Origin of the sequence: Micromonospora sp. NPDC050200, from assembly GCF_040656135.1 — a bacterium.
Lineage (GTDB): Bacteria > Actinomycetota > Actinomycetes > Mycobacteriales > Micromonosporaceae > Micromonospora.
In genome coordinates, this window is sequence record NZ_JBFALG010000041.1 from 11,518 (window position 1) to 29,832 (window position 18,315).

Consider the following 18,315-nt stretch of genomic DNA (forward strand, 5'->3'; position numbering starts at 1 on the left):
ACGTCCGAAACGACGGGCGGTTCACCGGTCGTTGTGGTCGGACGGCATGGGCAGCCGGTCGGGTAGCAACGCCCAGCACAGCCTGCCTTCGGGGTCCATCACCAGCTGCAATTGGCCGAGTAGCAGGGGATCGTCGGGGTCCGGGTTCAGCGCCATCGCGACCGGGGTACTTCCGAGCGCGTTGATCAGGTACAGCCTGCCGTCCGCCGCCCGCTCGATCAGCAGGGTGTGGAGTGGCGGGTTTGCACCGGATACCGCGTGGCGTAGCTGGACCACGGTCACGGATCCGTTCGGCAGCGTGTGCAGGGCGGACACGTCAGCCGGGTGGAACCGGCCGCCGAGGCTCTCCTCGATCCACGCGGATGCCTCGTCGCTCCGCTCCGAACCCGGTCGCACTCCGCGTAGGGCGGCCAGCACCCGCGCGACGCGGGTGGCTCCGACGATTTCCTGGTTCTGTTGGTCTTGGAGCCGCTGCTCGACGTCCTCGGGCATCGGTTCGACAGCACGCAGGGCGTCGTCGAGAGCGGGGGACGCGGCGTATCGCACCATCCCGAAGGGCAACGCGCGGGGCTCGCCACGGGCGAACGCTGCGGCTTGGCCCGCGAACCGGTTGTCCGCCTCCGACTGCTCAGGGACGGGTGATTCCTCAGGCGGATGGCCCAGGAGGTCGGACACCTCGTCCACGGGCGCCCGATCCTGCTCCGGCGACGGGCTAGGAGGTTCTGCGCCGCCAGCGGTCGCCGGTACGAGTTCCGGTTCCGCCACGACGAACGCGCTCGCCCCCATCGTCTTGACGTACGCCCGGAAATCCCGCACCGCCATCGTGGTCACGCGGCCGGTATTCGGGTCGTAGACCTGGAACCGGTTGTCGGGTGCCACGACTGCGGCGACTGTGTGGATCTCGTTGCCGAGCCAGATCTGGGTACCCGGGGGCCACGTCTCGTTGGTGATCGCGACGAGCACCCGGTCCGTTCCTAGGCGCCGCCCGGACAACGTGTTCCTTGCCTGGTCGACCTGTGCGTCAAGTCCGCCGCGCTCAGCCCAATCGATGTGGCTGAGGACAGCCGCCTCCCGGTCGACTTCGCTCAGGTCGCCGAAGCGTAGTCCGCCGGGCGGAGCCCCGTTGACCAGCCAGTGCGTGGCCAAGTAGGCGCAGAACTGGCCCGCCGGGTACCACTCCGCCCCCGGGGTCGTGTTGCTGACCCGAAACCGGCCATCGTGGTCGGAGTACAGGTTCGGATTGGGGCCCAGGCCGGTCTCGTAGCTGATCTCCCGAACGGTCCCCTCGTCCTCGGGCGGCGCGGTTGACGCCGGGGACTGCTGATTCGACGGGTGCGTGACGGTGGTGTCGGCTTCGGTCAGATCCGGGAGGGGCTCCTGCGGCACCGTCACCGACCCTTGCGACAGCGGCAGCGACGACTCCTCTACAGCAGCCGGCGTCGCGCCCGAATCCGCGCCCGGCTCCAGGGGGGTCATCGGGATCGCTGCCGGGTCGTCAATCATCTCCTCGACGTCCGGCACGAGTTGCGGAGACGGAACAGTGGGCTGCGGGATCTGTGGTGGCGTGGTGCTTGCCCTGGTGACCGGCGGCTGCTGGAGGGGCGCGTTCGGCGGAGGGGCAGACGCCAGACCTTCGGGCACGGTGAGGCTTCGTGAGCCGCCGGCGTCCGCCGTTTCTTCGGTGCCGAGCTGGGCTACGTGCCCATCGGGGCCGAGACGGGCCACACGCCCATCGGGGTCGATCCGGTACTTGGCGGTCACGCCGTTGACGTCGGTGTGGTGGACGTCCACATACGTTTCGAGTTCGTGGGCGACCTGGCGGCCCACGTCTACCGGGTGCAGGCCGACCGGGGACGGAGTCCTCCGCCCGAGGGACTCGTTCCAGGAGTCCCCCTGCAGCGCGGTGATCTCGTTGGTGATCTGGGTCGTGTAATTCTTGGCGTCCGTCAACTGGGCCGCCGCGTCGGCGCTCGCCCGAGCCTTGGCCAGCCTCCACAGGCCAGCCACCCCGGCCAGTCTGCCCCGGACTTCGTCGAGCTGACTGCGGGCGCTGTTACCGAGGCTGTCCAGCTCTCTTTCCGCCCACGTGAGGGTGGCTTCGTAGGTGTGAACGATCGCTTGCCCGTCCCGACTGGTCAGTACCAGGCCGGAGCGCGGGCGGCCGGACGAGCGCCTGGGTCCGCCACCGACGTCGGCGCGGAGTGACTGGGCCACCTCCCCCGCCGCCTGGGACACGTCGTACCCCTCCCTTCCGACCCTGGCGAGCAGCTCGACGAGGTTGCGCCGCGGGGCGTCCGCGCCTGGTCGCGGCCAGGTGGTCGGGTCGGCGCCGGTCTCCGCCAACGACGGCAGGTTTTCCATGCGCTGCTGCAACTCGTGCAGTTCACCGGCGGTCAGCAACGCGTACACGTCCCCACTGAACGGATCGCTCCACTTCCAGCCGCTCTTGCTGTCGGGAAGCACGAGGTTGACGGTGTGGCGTTGGGCCACCAACCGGAACTTCCCACGCAACCGCACCAGGTAGGTCGGGCCCTGCTGCTTGACGTGCTGTTCGCGGCGGTAGTTCTCGGTGTGCGAGGTGCCCTGGTTGTGGGTGTGGTCTGCGCCGGTCCCCGCCGAGCCGCCCACCGTGTCGCCGCCGCCGTTCGCCGGGTCGCCGCTGCCGCTCGCCCCGACGGACCACCCGGCCCTCGGCGAGTCGGAGGAGTAGCTGAATGTCGTCCCGTCCTGGGTCTTCCGGTAGGCACCCGGACCGGTACCGTTCATCAATGCGATGATCTCGGGGTTGTAGAGGTCGCCGACGAGCGACATGCGCACCCGGTCACTGCTGTGGCCAGGCAGGAAGATCTTGTCGCTGAGCAGGTACTCCTTTCCGCCGATCGCCTCGTGCAGGTGACCCTGCATGTGCGTACGGGACAGCTCGATCGGCAGCGACAGGCTGGACAGGAAATCGGGATCGTTGGCCTTCTTCCCGGCCAGGTCGGCGAGGAGCTCGCGCGCCATGGCCGGCGCGTCGTCGACCAGCACCGCGGTCACGTACCCGTCGCCCGGCCAGGCCACCAGTGCGCGGTAGTCCGGCGGCTGCGGACCCACCATCGGCTTGGCGTCACCGGTGCTCTTCGGGATCTTCAGCACCGTGGTACCGGCGAAATCCTCCACCACCGGCTGCGCATGGCCGGCCCAGTCCCGATAGATGCCGGTGAGCAGGTTGTTCAGCGGCCGCCCCGCCATGTCGACCCGGCGGACCTCGACGTGCAGATTGTGGCGGACGTCGGCGCGGTAGTGCCCGGTCCAGTCGTAGATGGTCTGTTCGGTGGTCTCCGTCTGCGCGCGGGTCACACTCTTGTGGCTGCCCGCCCCCACCTTCAACCCTGGCGTGGCGGACAGGCGGCCCTTGGGGTCGCCCGCGTCTTGGTGACCGACCGGGCCTCCGCCGGTGAGCGAGGCACCCGCGGAGTAGGTGAAGTCGCTCGCCTCGGTCTTTGCCCGGATGTCGTATCCGTGTGTGTAGTTCTCCAGACCGGTCTCGGGTACGAGGTCGTTCACCTCCGGCATGCTGGTTATCTGGTACTTCATGTTGACCTCGACGACGTCGTGCAGGACCGGGCCGACCTGGTTGGTGAACACGAGCGTGAAGCCGTCCTTGTGCAGCATGTCCTCGACGAGCGGCTGCTCCCGCTTGCCGGACAGCAGCCCCTGCAGGCCGTCAACGCCGCCCTGGAGCCGGCCGATGATTCTGCCGTTGTCGGTCAGCCACACCTCCGGCCGTTTGCCCAGCAGGCCGGGTGCGGCCCGCTCCACCATGCCGCGCACCAGAGTGAACGGAGTCGGGTTCTCCGGGATGCCCCGGGCCGGGTCAGCGTCGAAGGTCAGTTCATGGATACCGCTGTGCCCCAACGCCTTCGGACCGGTGCGGGTCAGGTACGGCGGTATCCACCGGTCGGCGAACGGGTTGGTGCCGTTGTCGATGGCGAACCGCGGGAATGCCTGGTTGAAGCGTTCCGCGGTGGCACCGGTGACGTACAGCTCACCGTTGTTGTGCTTCTCTCGCACGATGCGAGCCCATTCGGCCAACGGCAACCGGTCTGCCCCGCTCCATCCTCCGAGCTCAGGGCGCAAGGCCAGGTCGCTGGCCCGGCGAGCCAGGATGCCCGCGACGGTGTTGCCGCTGAGTTGCAGTTCACCGTCGTGCCAGCGCGTCAGGGCGTCGTGCACCAGTTCATCGGGGACGGGGACCTTGTCCTTGGCGTACTCGGTCAGGGCGTCGTGCTCGGAGAGCAGATAGAGCATCTCCTTGTCGGCGAGGGTGTCCTGGTTCGGTGTACGGATCGACGACCATGCCAGTTTGCCGTGCTTCTCGTGCACGGCGTCCAGCTTGAAGTCCAGCTTGGTGGCGAACGCGTAGACACGGTGGAAGTCGAGTTCCAGGAACTCTTTCGCTCCGGTCCGGGCGGTCGACTCGGACGTGGCCCGGCCCCACGACAGGTTGCTGTTGGCCGACCCGGTCAGGTCGAGGTTGCCGTGTTCGGGGAACGAGCCGCCCGCGCTCACCGACAGCGGGGTGACACTGAGCCCGTGGGACTTGCTCTCCGTCTGGGTCGCCTGGGAGAGCCACAGCTTGATCTTGCCGATCACGAACTTGTCGGCGGTGAAGCCGGCGAACCGGCTGGGCCGCATGTCGGCGCTCAGCGCCACCGACGCGGTGCCGTCGCGCCAGAATCCGGGATCGAAGAAATGGCTGGTGTTGTATTCGTGGTAGATGATCTCTTTGAGGTGTGACCGGACGAGGACGTTGCCGCCGAACTTGCTCATCGCGTCATCGTTGATCTTTCCCGGTCCCGCCAGGTCCGGCAGGAGTGTGCGGATCGCTTCGGTCACGCCTGAGCTGTCCACGTAGAGGATGACCGCCTGGTCGATGACCTCTCTGGGTGTCGGCTGGAAGAAGGTGGACTGGCCCGCCACCGCAGGGTTGTTGAAGGAGGGCAGGAGGTGGACGGTGGCCAACGCGTCCTTGACCTCGATGGGCCGGGGGACACCGAGTTTGCTGTCGCTGTATTCGATGGTGACCGTGTAGTCGCTGGGCAGCCGGAACATGTCCACGGCACCGGGGTATTCCAGCAGCTCAGGCCGGTTCACCATGAGGAACAGACCCTCGCTGGTGTTGACGCCGCGGGAATACTCCGCGCCAGCGGTGTAGCCACGGAACCATTTGTACTTCGGCTGGTCGCCGCTGTACCCGAGCGTAGCCCTGAGGCCGATGGCGGCTCTCTTCCCGCCTCCGGCACCAGGCGCGGCCGAATCCATCCCCATGGCCAGGTTCACCGTGTGGTACTCGTCGCTGCGGCGCACGTGATACTCCGAATGCCGGTTGCCCTCGTGGTCCTCGTACCCCTCGAGATGCTGTTCGGCTTTGACCGTGACCCGGGCGTACGTCTTGAAGCCGCCCTTGTGACGCAGCGTCAGGGTGAAGGTCATGCCGTCCTGGTGCATCGGGTCGTAGTGGGAATCGAAGCCGGCCTCCGAGACCAACTTGTCCAGCAGGTTCGCGTTGTCGATCCGGCTGTCCCGCTTACCCTTCCCCGACGCGAACGGACGATTCCTGTCCGCCGGCAGGAACCCGGCACGCCGCAGTTCCCCCTCAAGCCCCTCCTTGATCTGCCTGATCACGGCCCTGTCCACCTTGGTCAGGCCGTGGCCCACGCCCTTGCCTTCCAGCACGTGCAGCGGCAGCGGCGCCGCCTTCGGGTCCTCCGGTTTCGGCCCGGTGTTCCGGATGGCTCCGGGCGCCGTCGGGTCAGATGGATCGGTCAGCGCCTCCTCCGCCACCGGGAAGCCGTGCTTGAAGGCGTCCGGTTCGGGGATGCGCAACAGCCCGCTACCGCTCACCTCCCGTACGGACCTCGGGTCGGCGTTCGCGTTCTTGGCGACACTGACCGTCGCGTTGTGCGTTAGTTTCACCTGGTACCCGCTGGTGTACCCGGTGTACCGGCTGACGAGCACCCAGAGGCCGGTCCGCCCGGATCCGAAGTTGGTCGAGTTGGACCAACTCATCGACACGGAGCCCATGGCGGTCACCTTCATCAGGTCCGTCGGCACCACGTCAGCGCCACCGCTGACGGTGACCTTCGTCTCCTGGGAGATCGACTGGTTGCCGCTGACCCCCTCGATGGCGGTGCGGACCTCCTCGATGTGGGCTTTGTCGGTCGTGTCGCCGACCTGCTCACCCGAGACGTCCCGGGTGGTGCGGATGGTGATTTCCGCGATCTCGTGTCCGTTGTCGGCGATGGTGAAGTGGTAGCCCTCCTCCTGGTTCACCGCCTTCTTCAGGTTCGTGTCGAGGTTCGACAGCTTCTGCCACAACTGGGTACGTTGCGGGCTGCCGATCGGCAGCGAGAGTCCGGCTTCCTTCAACTCCGCGACGATGTTGTCGAACAACCTCGGCAGCCCCGTGAGCCCGGCGGCGTACAAGATGTCCGGCAGCGACCTCTGGTTCTCGTCATGGTTGGCCAGCGTGTCGATATGCTCCAGATACCGATTCCAGTCCGAGTAGTACTGGCCGAACTCGTCGAAGTACTCCCGCTGCTGGTCCTCCCACGCCCGCAGATCAGCCTCGTACTGCCGGGTCGCCTCCGGGGTCTGCTGCGCAGGCGGTTGCGGCTTCGGATCCGTGGGCTTCTGCGGCCGGTCCGGTGTCTCGACCGCGTAGTGCTCGCCGAGCTTGACAAGGTAGTCCCGCTGCTGGTCCTTCCATGCCCGCAGATCAGTTTCATACTGCTGCACCGCCTCCAGCGTCCGCTCCGCGGGCGGCCGCGGCTTCGGATCCGTGGGCTTCTCCGGCAAGGTTGGTGCGGACGTCTTCTGTAGGGTCACTGTCTGGGCCGGCGCATCCCGCAGGTAGTGATCGTTCACCCACAGCAGCAGCTTTTCTTCCAGCGGCCCGTCCACGGCGTGGTAGGGCACGTTCTCCCAGCGAATGTCGACGTCGGTGCGCAACTGCACCCGCCAGTTCGGCACGTACGCCAGCAGCGTCGAGGTGTCGCGGGTGTCCTCCACCATGCCGGTCTCGGCATCCTCCGAGACGGTGAGGGACTTCGACACCTTGTCCATCGTGGCGTTGAGGGCCACGCTACCCCTGGCCACCTGCACGGGGCCGGGTCCGACGCCAAAGCCGACGCTGACCGCCGCGTTGGCGTTGGTGACACCCATCGTGCCGGAGTGGGTGGTGTTGTGGGTACCGGTCAGGAACCGACCGTTGATCGTCTCGTTGCTGTGGAAGCCACCGTCGGGCTTGCCACCGTCAGGCTGGCCGTCGCCACCTTCAAGGAAGGCACCACTCTGCTCCGAGGGGCGGTCGAAGGAGCCGGAGGGGTTGGCCACCTTCCACGGATGCGTCGGGTCGATCGTGATCAGCGCCTCGACCTTCCCCAGGTCGACCAGCGCCCCACCCACCAACTGCGGATAGTTGTCGAGCAACTCCTTCGACAGGGTACGCAGCCTCTCCCGCGGAACCGGGACGCCCGCGGCCTCGCCCAGGCCCTTGACCTTCGCGAGGACCTGCACCATGTGCGGAAGGACGGCCTTCGGCACGCCCACACCGCGGACCGCGGGATGCGGGTCGACCGGCTCGGACAAGCCCACCATGACCCGGTCGCCGCCATGAACAAGAATCGCGGCGACACGTGCCGGGTCCGGCACCGGCTCCGGCTGTGGTGCGGGCTGATGCTGCTGCGATACCGGCTGCGTGGCCCCCGCAGGCGGCACCGGCTGCGGTGCCGGGGTCTGCGTCGGTGCGGCGGCATGCCGGGTCGCCTCGCCGGTGCCCATCCGCATCCGGACCGTTACCGGGGATGCCATGCCGTACGTGCTGCGGCCGCTGGTTCCGAGGGGCTGGTGCTCCCCGTCGAGTCGCTGGATCTCCAGCCGTACCCGGGTGTCGTAGATGCCGTACCGGCCGGAGTCGTCGCGCATCAACGTCTCGCCGGACCCTGACAGGTTGTGGACGACCGAGCTCGCGAGGTTGCCCAGGCCGTGGGAGGTCGTACGGGCCCGCGGCCGTACCGGGGGCTGTTGGCTGGTGTGGGCGAGCCGGCCGTCCTGCGGTATCGCGCGGATCCGGACGCCGGGTGGGTTGGCTCCCGGCACGTCCGTCCAGCCCTTCAGCATCTCTGGCATGTGGTCGGTCAGCTTGTGCGCGAGGAAGTCGTGCAGTTGCCGGTAGGCGTCGTTCTTCGAGGTGAGATCCGGGAAGAGCGACCTGGCAAGCTCAGGCGCCCCACGCAGCGGGGCACCGACACCCTCGACCTCCACCTCCCCGACCGGCTGTTCCTCGGTGAACACGATGTCCAGCGGCAGACCCTGCGGATCCAGCGGAGCCGTGTAATCCCTGGACAGATGCCAGTGCAGTCCATTGCGCACGGTGAAGCTGGCACCAACGGTTCCCCCGGCCGGATCGTGCACATCGGTGACATCGGTGACCAAGAAGTGGACGTCGTCGATGTGCCGTACCTTCTCGTCCACCTGCCGATTCAAGGTCAACGCCCGCTCGGCAACGGCGCTGACAACGGTCTTGAACTCAGGTTCCAGGGTCGGTTCACCCGAGTAACGGCTCCAATCGCCGTAGTTGGCGGCACGCACGACGATCTCGCGCTCCTTGCCGTCCCGGGTGAACTGCAGCCGGTACCCCTCGCCGAAGAACTGCTCCGGATGCTCCCGCAACTCCTCGGCGATCGTGTCCGTGGCCGACCCGGGAAGGTCGTCGTGCTCGCCGATGTGCTGGGCGATCTCGTCGACCAGCTTGAACGAGGGCCGCTCGCGCCCCGGCGTAGACGGCACCGCCGCCGGCAGGACGTGAGAGTCCGCGAACGTGATGATGCCGGTCGGGATGGGTGGTTGCGGTGTGCCCTCCTCCAGCCACGGGCGGCGGTCCCGGGTAGCCAGCACCGACTGACGCACCGGCGTCTGCATCCCAGCCTGCTGTTCCGCGGGTGTCGGGATCGCCCGGTTGAGCTGCTCCAGCTGACGCAGATACTCCCACTTCTGCGCCGTGCTCGGGTTGGGAATGCCCGGCAACGCGGCGGTGCTGTCGACCCACAAACGCGCCTCCGCCGGGGTCAGCGGACGAGGCTGGTCCCTGACAAGGTCACGCAGCGGCCCGATCAACCGCTGGTCTTCCATACGGGCGACCCGCCGGTTGACCGCATCCAGGCTCGGCATGCGAGGCTCGGGCAGGTCATCGACGGTGTGCGGGGACGACCGGGGCACCCGGCCACCGTCACGACGCGCGTCGATCAGCCGCTCCACCAGATCCAGATACCGCTGACGCACCCCTCCCCCCGCCAACCCTTCCGGCCCGGCCTCATCCAACACCTCCCCCGGTACCGGATCGTCGAACTTCCCCATCAACGAACCCGGAACGTGCAACAACCCCTCGGACTCGCCGGGATGACGGTTCTCCTCCCGCAAACCCAACTGATGCCCGAACTCGTGAGCAGACTCCTGACCGCTCATACCAGGACGCCACCTGCGCTGCGTAATCTCCGAATGCAGGTGCGACAACTCAACCCGCAGGTGCGCCGGCCCATCGGTCACCGGCTCCACCGCGACCTTCAACGTGCCGTACTTACGGAACTGATGCCCCGGCCGGTTGAAATACTCCTCCACCCCACCGTGCAGCGAGTCCCAAGTCTCGGCGAGCTCCGTCTCCGTGACGGTCCCATCCGGCACAATCCGGACCCTCACCGTCAACTCGGTGACCGGTTTGCCATCCTCCGTGCGGAACCGGGCATCGAACGCCGCCCGGGTACGCACACCCGTGAACGGATGCACCCACACCGCATCCACGTCATAAACCGCAGACTCCTCCTGCGGGCGAACCTCCTGCTGCACGACGTGTGCGTCGAACGCGGCGGTTTGCAGGTCGTGTCCGCCGGTCACGGTGGGTGGGGGTGTCAGTGAGGCCATGCGTACCAGCGGGTTGGCCGGTTCGAACTGGGCGACCAGCCGAGGGTCGAACACGTGCCCGGCGGGGCCGGCGTAGTCGTGCAGCACCCCATCGATCGCGGTGTCCAGGCCTTGCGGACCGGTCGGCATCACCAGCCCAGGTTCGGCCGCGGCTTGGGGTATGGGTTGGGGTTGGCCGGGGGTGGTGTCGACGCGGTGCGGGGTGGATGCCAGCGGTGTGGGATCGAGGGCTGTGGGTGTGAGTGGCTGGCCGACCGGCTGGGGCTGGCTGGACAGGACCCGTTCGAGGACGTCACGGACGAAACCGTGCTGTGGTGGGGCGGCGAGCACGGTGGCGGTAGCCGGTCCGGTCAGCGCCTCCCGCAGCACCGGCCGCAAACCAACCGGGTCATGCCGCAACGCGTCCCACCCGGCCGAGGGCTGTATCGGGGCGGGACTGACATACGCGACGCTGCCCGGTTGATCGCCCAGCCGCACCGGAGTGACCGGCAGCGACACCGACCCCGGCGGGGTGTGCACATCCACCGACACGCCGCCGTCGTGGTGCAGCACCGCCAACCGCGCCGCGTCCACCCACCCCGGCCCCTCCCACCGCGCCGGCGTCGGGCCCGTCGTGCCCCCCGTCCACTGCACGGTCACCGAATCGAGCCGGGACACCTCCACCCCGGTGTCCCTCCACCAACCCTGAACGGCCGGGTCCCCGCCCACCCACAAGCGGACGGTCCAGCCCCGCTCGCCGGCGTACTGCGCCCAATCGCGCACGTTCGCCTGCACCAGCGGCCCCGCCACACCGGGGTCGGCCCAGACCAGATGGACGACCCGCGGCACCGGTGCCCCCACGCCGTTCGTCACACCGCCGACGGCCACCGGCGGCACACCCGCCGGGTCGGGCAACGCGAACAGTGCCGCCTGCTCCAACGACGGGACGACCACCCGATCGGGCAGCATCGGCCCCGACGCCTGCCAACCACCGTTCGACCCGGGATCGGACACCAGCACCGGACCGGGATCGGCGGGCCACGACCCCACCGTCGTCGGTCCCCCACCGTCGAGCGCCCAGTCACCGAGCCCCGGCACCACCGGACCAGGACCGTCGCCCAAGGCATCGACACGCACCGGCCCGACACCGTCGTCCCACGACGGCACCAGCACCGGAGGCGGGTCCCCACCCCCGGGATCGTCACGGACCGGACCGGCACCGTTATTCCGTGACGGCACCACCACCGGAGGCGAATCTCCACCCCCGGTGTCATCACCGTCGTCCCGCGATGGCACCACCGCCGGCCGCGGGTCGCGGTCCCCCGCGTCGTCACGTGTCGGGCCGGTCGTGCCCTCCCTCGGCAACGGTCGGTCGGCCGAGCCGTCACTCCCGAGCGGGGGCGTGCCGTTGTTCCCCGGCGACCCCTGCGACCTCGGGTTGTCGTCGCGGGTGTCGTCGCGGTCGTCGTCGTCCGAGGAGCCACCGAGCCGCTCGCGCACTTCCTCGGCCAGCTTCTCCACCGCGAACGGCGCCACCGAGTCCGCCAGACCCGAGGTCACCGAGAACGGGGTCACCACGAACCCCTGGCCGTAGGCGGCGCTCGTCGCCCCTTCCGCGAGGACCTCCACCCCCACTCCTTCGAGCGACTCCCGCGACAGCTGACCACGCCATGCGGTCGGGTCCCGCATCATCTTGCCGAGCAGGCCCTGCACCGCCGGCGCGAGCGCCAGCGCGGCCACACCGCCGAACACACCCCCCACCGCCGACTGGCCGAGGTCCTGGACGCTGAAATTCCGCCGCCACCCCGAGTTCTTCTGGATCACCTGGAGCAGCAGGTCCTGGCCGAACTCCTGAGCGGTGCTGATCAGCAACGCCGTCAACCCCTGGCCGACCCGCGTCTGCAACGCGTAGTAGAAGATCCGCGCCGCCAGGAGCCGCTGGAGCAACATGGCCTGCGCCCACCCCGGGAAGAAGTTCGACAGGTAGATCAGCAGCGCGATCTGAAACAGCATCTCGGCCAGCATCTGCGCCGTCGACATCTTCATGTACTGCACCTGCCCGGCGGCGGTGCGCAAACGCTCTCCCATGCCGCCGAAAAACAGCGACACATTGTCCAACGTGCCGCCCTCGGCGAGCAGCTTCCGCATCCGGTCCGTGAAAGCCTGCTCGACGTCGCCTTCCATCCCGCGCCGGATCCGGTCGACCCCGCCCGCCAGCAGACGCGACAGCTCACGCATGTCATCGGCGGTCGACTGCAACACGTCGCCGGAGGCCCGCAGCCGGCCTTCCATCGCCCCCGGCTGATCCTCACCGGTGATGATCTGCAGCAACCATCGTGCCTGCCGGGAATATTCGATCGAATTGTACTCGTACGGCACGTGGTCGCCTCCTTCTACCTGAACGGCCGCAGGTCTCGCGGCCCACGCCCGGCCGCGGCCCTACGGGCATCGCGCGGTCGGGCGATCGTGCACTCCGTCAGTGACCGCCGAGGCTGTTGTTGAACTTCTGACTTTCGTCGGTCGCGTTGTCCTCTTGCAGGCTGGCGAGGCGCGCGAGGATGTCCACGTTCTCGCCGTCGCTGTCGACCAGTTGGTCCAGGCCGTCCTTGAGCCCGTTGACGGCGTCGATGGCGGTCGTCGCGAGTTTCAGGGCGATCTCGTCCATATCGCATTGGACGAACGGCACCATCTGCCCCGGGGTCCACATGTCGTCGAGCCGGTTCTGAATCTGGTCCAGGTGGGCGCGGAACTGCTTGAAGGCGTCGCTCTTGAGATACTCGGTATCGAGACCGACCTGCTCAGCCACCACGCACCTCCCCTCGCGGGCCCGGTGCCGGCTCCGCCACCGGGCCGACGCCGAGCCAGCGCATCGCGTCTCCGAAGATCTCGGCCATGTCCGTCTTGCCGGACAGCAACTCCTCGGCGGGGGACCCGCTCGGCATGATCCCGACGAGGTTGGCCAGCCCCGCGTCGATCGCCTTGCGCCGTGCCTCGCCGATCGCCTCGACGAGCTGATCGGCGAGTTCCTCGCCCGGCATCGTGCGATACGACCGGGTCAGGAACTTGATGCCCACCAACTCGCCGCTGCCGTTGACCGTCACCTTGAAGGCGCGCTTCTTGCCGAGGGCCTCGAAGGAGCCGCCGGCCAGTCGATCGCCGGCCGCCTTCAGCGCCTTGATCTGGCCCTCCACCTCCGCGAACGTCTCGTCCGATCGCGGCTGGCCCGAGTCAGACATCTGTTACCTCCTCATCCGTCACCCGCGCGCCCGCTCGGCGTTCGGGGTGCTGCGCTCCGTCGTCGTCGCCGGCGAAGCGGCCGGCGCGGGTTCCCATTCGCCGCGTTCGATCGCGTCGAAGTCGGTGTTGTCGCCGCGGCCGATGACGGCCGGGGCGCACGTCGGGTCGGTGCCCCAGACGTCCTCGTCCTCGACGAGCCAGGTGGACCGCTCACGATCCTTGTCCTGGTTGGCGTTCGGCTGGCCCATGCCGCCCATGGGCGGCATGAAGGGCATCCCGCTGTTCATGCCGTTCGTCCCCGGGGTGCCCTGACCGCCGGCGGTGGGGAACATGGAGGTCGCCAGCGACGAGTTCACATCGGACGGCGGCTGGTAGGGCGTCGAGCCGAAGCTGTTGCCGCCGTCGGAACCCGGACCGCCCGAACCGGAGAAGTTCCCGCTGCCGTCGCCGAGGCGCACCCCGGAAGTGTCGGGCAGGTCGTCGAGGCCGCTGGAGCCGCCACCGAACTCGTCGGGTCGGCCGGTCGGGAGGTCGTCGCCGAAATCGTTGAGGCCGTTGTTGGTGCCCTCCGTCAGGCCGCCGATCGATTGCGACCCGGAGGAGGTGACGGGTGGCAGGTCCGAATTGTCCAGCGACGGAATGCCGGTGTCCACAATGCCGGAGCGGACGTCGCCGCCGCCGCCGAACACACCGCCGGAGACGCCCGGATCGTTGCCCGGCACCCCACCCAGCGGCGAGCCACCACCGAACGCACCCACCCGCGTCTCGTCGCCGAGCCCGTTCAGCAACGTGCTCCCACCCGAGCCACCCGGATCGCTGCCGGGCACCCCACCGATCGGCGTAGGACCACCAAGCCCGTTCACCGACGTCTCGTCGCCGAGCCCGTTCAGCAGGGTGCTCCCACCGCCGAATGTGGGGTCGTCGCGATTGCCGCTGCCCGGTTCGGTGAAGTCGTTCGCGCCTCCCTCGGAGGAGGGGGAACCGTTCAACCGGCCGATCCTCTGCGGGCTGCCTCCGGGGCTACCGGGGGCGCCGAGTGGGCCGAACACTCCGCCGGGCAATCCCGAGCCGCCGCCGCTCGTGTCCGGCAGTCCGGACGAGCCACCGTCCGAGCCCGGCACGCCGAGCAGGTTGTTGCCGCCACCGGGACCGCCACCGCCGTCCAGCGGAAGGCCGCCACCACCACCGCCGCCACCGCCGTCGAAGGTGAGGTTCTCGTTGCCACCCGGACCGCCACCGCCGTCCAGCGGAAGACCACCACCACCACCGCCACCGCCGTCGAAGGTGAGGTTCTCGTTGCCCCCACCACCGCCACCGCCGCCGTCGAGGTTGAGGTTCCCGTCGCCGCCGCCACCGCCACCGCCGAGGTCGATGTTCTCGTTGCCCCCACCACCGCCGCCACCGCCGTCGAGGTTGAGGTTCCCGTCGCCGCCGCCACCGCCACCGCCGAGGTCGATGTTCTCGTTGCCCCCACCACCGCCGCCACCGCTGTCCAGGTCCGGAGGCCCGTTCGGGTCGTCCTTGTCCGGCAGGTTCGGGTTGTTCGGGTCGTTCAGGGCGATCGGGTACTGCTGGAGCGTGATCGGCAACGACATGGTGGAGTACGCCGCCTGGTACGCGGTGTTCAGCTGCGTGAACACGTCCAGCGCCGGGCGGTCGAGGTACTGCACGACGTTGTTGGCCCACGCCCACCGCATGGCGAAGTCGAGTGCGGCGGCCTGACTCGGGTCGGCCAGGTTGTAGACAGAGGTGTTGTTGCCGAGCGTGATGTTGAAGTCCCACGACCAATCAGCGGGAATCACGTGAGGGCGGTTATTGTCGTTGTACTTATGGTCCCTGTACCAGCCGAAGCTCGTGATAACGTCCAATTGGTCGGCCTGGGTCTCCAACTGCCGCAGGACGCTGAGGATGACGTCGCGGGGTGTGGGCAGCGTGAGATACGTTTTCCAGGCATTGGCGATCGACTGCTTGAAGGAGACCGCCTGGTCGCCGCTCAGGCGCAGCTGCGAGGACCAGTCCTGCGGTGTGGTCAACTGTCGGCGGTACATCTCCATCTGGTGCCGCAGATTGAGGATCTGGTAGCGGAACGCCTCCGCGGCGGATCCCTGGAACCCTGACTCCTCGGTGTTGACGTTGTCCACCCAGGGCGTGAGCCGATCCGTGGTCGACCGGAACCATGTGGTCGCGTTGTCGATCGCGTTGGCGGCGCTGTAGAAGGTCGACTCGTCGAGCACGTTGTTGGCGCCCGCGACGGTGTCGGTGAAGTTGGTGACGAAGTCCTGCTGGTACAGCTCGTGCGGCGACCGGTCGCCGTTCTTGACGAAGAAGTCGACCGAGAATTCCAGCATCTGGAACTCCATCCGGCCGTCCGGCCAACTCGCCTTGCGGTACACCGTGAACTTGCCGTCCCCGCCGTTGTCCGGGATCGGGTCGTTCCACGGGTCGTCATTCGCGCCCCGCCGGCCGACCATGTTGACCAGCCGCAGCCACGGCTTGTCGGCGATGCTCGTCCGGTCGACCGCCTTGGACCCGAGCACCTGCTGCAGGATTTGTTCCCATCGGACTGGGTTGGGCTGAGTCATGGTGGCCTTTCCGGACGAGCGTCGACGACGGCGTCAGCTACTTGGGCAGATACGGGGTGAACTCCCCGGCTTTCACCGTGTTGTAGTTCTCGGTGTTGTCGGTCTCGCTGAGAAATACGTTCACATTCGAGTTGAGCTGGCTGAGGTAGACGGAACGGTTGGCCAATTGCTCCGACAACGACTTCAGTTGTGTGCCCAGCCGTTGCTTCAACTGGTTTCCCAGCGCATAACCGTCACTGCCGTTTTTGAGCAGGATGTTGTCCAGGATCTGCGAGGGCGTCTTGTTAGGGCCTTGGCCGGACACGTTTTGTCCGCTGCGCAGCTCGCCGAGTTCCGGCACGAAGCGGGCCAGCAGGTTGTTCACCTGCGTGATGTAATCCTCGTTGACGACCAGCGTCGGCACGTATTCACCTCTCTAGGTCGGCCGCTGGAACCGGCGCTCTAGACCTGCGCCGGTTCCAGCGGCGTTCTCTCACGCGAAGCGGTTCGCGCCCCGCTGGTCCGTCATGTTGTAGCCGTTGCCGATCTCGCCGAGGGCCCGCTCGGCGATCGTGAGCGCGGTGTTGAACTCGTTCAGCGCCGCGTTCCACTCGTTCTGCGCCGCCTCGTACCCGTCGATCGCGGAGCCCTGGTTGTTCGCGGCGTAGTTGTTCTTCGCCTGGTCCAGGGCTTGCAGCGAGTTCACCTCCGAGTTGTAGAGCTGGCGGAGCTGCGCGATCACGTCGTGCATGCCATCGAGGTTGGCCATGTAGTTGGTCATGGTGTCACCCCGCCCAGCTGCCGTTGCCGAAGCTCGCCAGCACCTGCTGGGAGTTGACCGCGTTGTCGTCCTCGGTGGTCCGGGTGTCCTGGGCGAACGCGACCATCTCGTCGGAGATCCCCCTGAGCGCGACGGCGATGCGGTTGAGCGCCCGGTTCGCCGCGTCCAGGCCCTGCTGGAAGACCGGCGCGGCCGAGTCGCTCTTCCAGTTCGCCGCGAGGTTGGTGGAGATGTTGTTGAGGTTCTGCCGCGCGGTCTGCTGGTCTTCAACCGTGTCGTTGAACTGGTTGACCAGCGCTACCGTGCTCGCCTCATCGATGATGAGTGGTCTGGGCACAATCGTCCTTTCGTAGCCGTCTAGAACCGGTTTTGGTCCTGGTCGTCGGTCTCTCGATCACCTCCCCGCGGCCGACCGACTCAATGTCCGGCCGGTCGGCAACAGCTCGAGAAAGGTCCGCGGGACGGCGACGGCGGTCGTCGCCGGATGGCCGAGTCGCGCGGCGGCATCGCCGTCGGCGACCGGGAACTTCAGTCCCGCGTCGGTCACCAGGAACAGGTCAGCTCCCGGCGCCTGGTCTGGGCGTCCCACCCGAAACAGACCACCTCTTCCCGGCTCGACCCGGACGGCCATGGCAGTCGAGGAGGTCCGGGTGAGGCTGGCGGTGTCGGTTACCATGTCGCCGTCGCCCAACCCCTCGGCCGCCACGAGCCGCGCATCCCGGTCGCGGGCGCCGTGCTGAACGCACCAGGTACGACCGGGCGCGGTCTGCGCGGGTAACGGCACCGCTTCGGGCAGTCCATCGACCACCGCGGCTATCCGGGATTGGCCCAGCTGGCTGAGGGCGGCCGGGCTGAGCGTCGACGGCGCCACGGGCCGGCCCTGGTAGAGCGCCGCTGTCGCCGGGTCGCCGGCGAGGAGGGTCTCGGCGAACGGCGACAGCGGGCTGAGGCCGTCCGCCTGCAGAACGAACATCCGGCCGGTACCCGCCTCGGCCGGATCGGCGAACAGCTCGCCGATGCGCGTCTCCCGGCCGTCGACGCGCGGCCCACGCTCGCCTCGTCGCGGCACCGCGACTGCGGCGACGTCGGGTCCGACCGGGAAGTTGTCGAGCCAGCGGGTGTCGACGACGATGGGGGTGTCCTGACGCAGGACGCGGGGGATCCAGCTTTCGGCCACCCGGTGCCTTCTGCCCTGCCACAACAGGAACGTGTCGCCACCGGCGACCCTGACCACGACGGCCCGGTCAGCTGGCGCCGGCGCGCTGTTGAGGGCGGACGGCCGGCCGATGGCGAGGGTGGTGGCGGTGAGAGCACTGCCCGACTGGTCGCGTGCGACCTGCGCGCACGAGTTCCAGACCAGGTTCACACCGTCGCCGGCGGGTGGGATGGCGTCCGGGGCACCAGGGATGCCGATCGGCTGTCCGTGCGGCACACCACGCAGCGACGCGGCCGATACCCGCACCACCTTCGGCGTCTCCGCCGACAGCAGCAGGATCGACGCGTAGTTGAGCGCCGGCCGCAGCCGACCTCGCACGAGGAAGAAGCGGGTTCCGGTCTCTTTTTCCACGATCACCACGCCGGGTTCGCGCCAGGACGTGGCGCCCCCAGGCCGGATCAGGCCGAAGACGGCAAAGCCGGCGACCAGCAGTACGGCCAGCAGCACACCGACAAGGGAGCCGACGGCCAAGCGGCGGTGCGGGCTCTCGAGCCCGTCGGGATCGCCCGCGACGAGGGCGGCTGACAACCGGCCCACCATGAAGCTGTGGGCCTGCACCTGATCACGCCGGGACTGCATGG

8 protein-coding genes are annotated in these 18,315 nt (G+C 68.2%); all 8 read right to left on the reverse strand.

Going from position 1 to position 18,315, the window contains the following annotated elements; translation table 11 throughout:
- Positions 1 to 21 precede the first annotated feature (21 nt).
- The gene (locus AB0I41_RS24080) at positions 22 to 12,318 is read right to left on the reverse strand and encodes a hypothetical protein (protein WP_357111591.1); all 12,297 of its coding nucleotides are present in this window, start codon (positions 12,316 to 12,318) and stop codon (positions 22 to 24) included.
- A gap of 97 nt (positions 12,319 to 12,415) precedes the next feature.
- Positions 12,416 to 12,745: a hypothetical protein gene (locus tag AB0I41_RS24085; protein WP_357111594.1), complete on the reverse strand. Its 330-nt coding sequence runs from the start codon at positions 12,743 to 12,745 to the stop codon at positions 12,416 to 12,418.
- A complete protein-coding gene (locus AB0I41_RS24090) occupies positions 12,738 to 13,175 on the reverse strand; it encodes a YbaB/EbfC family nucleoid-associated protein (RefSeq protein WP_357111597.1) in 438 nt (145 codons plus the stop codon). The genes AB0I41_RS24085 and AB0I41_RS24090 overlap by 8 nt, the downstream gene beginning before the upstream one ends.
- 18 nt (positions 13,176 to 13,193) lie before the next feature.
- On the reverse strand, positions 13,194 to 15,713 hold the full coding sequence (locus AB0I41_RS24095; RefSeq protein WP_357111600.1) for a hypothetical protein: 2,520 nt from the start codon (positions 15,711 to 15,713) through the stop codon (positions 13,194 to 13,196).
- An 82-nt stretch (positions 15,714 to 15,795) separates the two neighbouring features.
- On the reverse strand, positions 15,796 to 16,161 hold the full coding sequence (locus AB0I41_RS24100) for a hypothetical protein (RefSeq protein ID WP_357111603.1): 366 nt from the start codon (positions 16,159 to 16,161) through the stop codon (positions 15,796 to 15,798).
- Positions 16,162 to 16,230: 69 nt separating this feature from the next.
- On the reverse strand, positions 16,231 to 16,518 hold the full coding sequence (locus tag AB0I41_RS24105) for a WXG100 family type VII secretion target (RefSeq protein WP_357111606.1): 288 nt from the start codon (positions 16,516 to 16,518) through the stop codon (positions 16,231 to 16,233).
- Positions 16,519 to 16,522: 4 nt separating this feature from the next.
- A complete protein-coding gene (locus AB0I41_RS24110) occupies positions 16,523 to 16,855 on the reverse strand; it encodes a hypothetical protein (protein ID WP_357111608.1) in 333 nt (110 codons plus the stop codon).
- A gap of 57 nt (positions 16,856 to 16,912) precedes the next feature.
- The gene (gene eccB, locus AB0I41_RS24115) at positions 16,913 to 18,313 is read right to left on the reverse strand and encodes a type VII secretion protein EccB (RefSeq protein WP_357111670.1); all 1,401 of its coding nucleotides are present in this window, start codon (positions 18,311 to 18,313) and stop codon (positions 16,913 to 16,915) included.
- Positions 18,314 to 18,315: the final 2 nt, after the last annotated feature.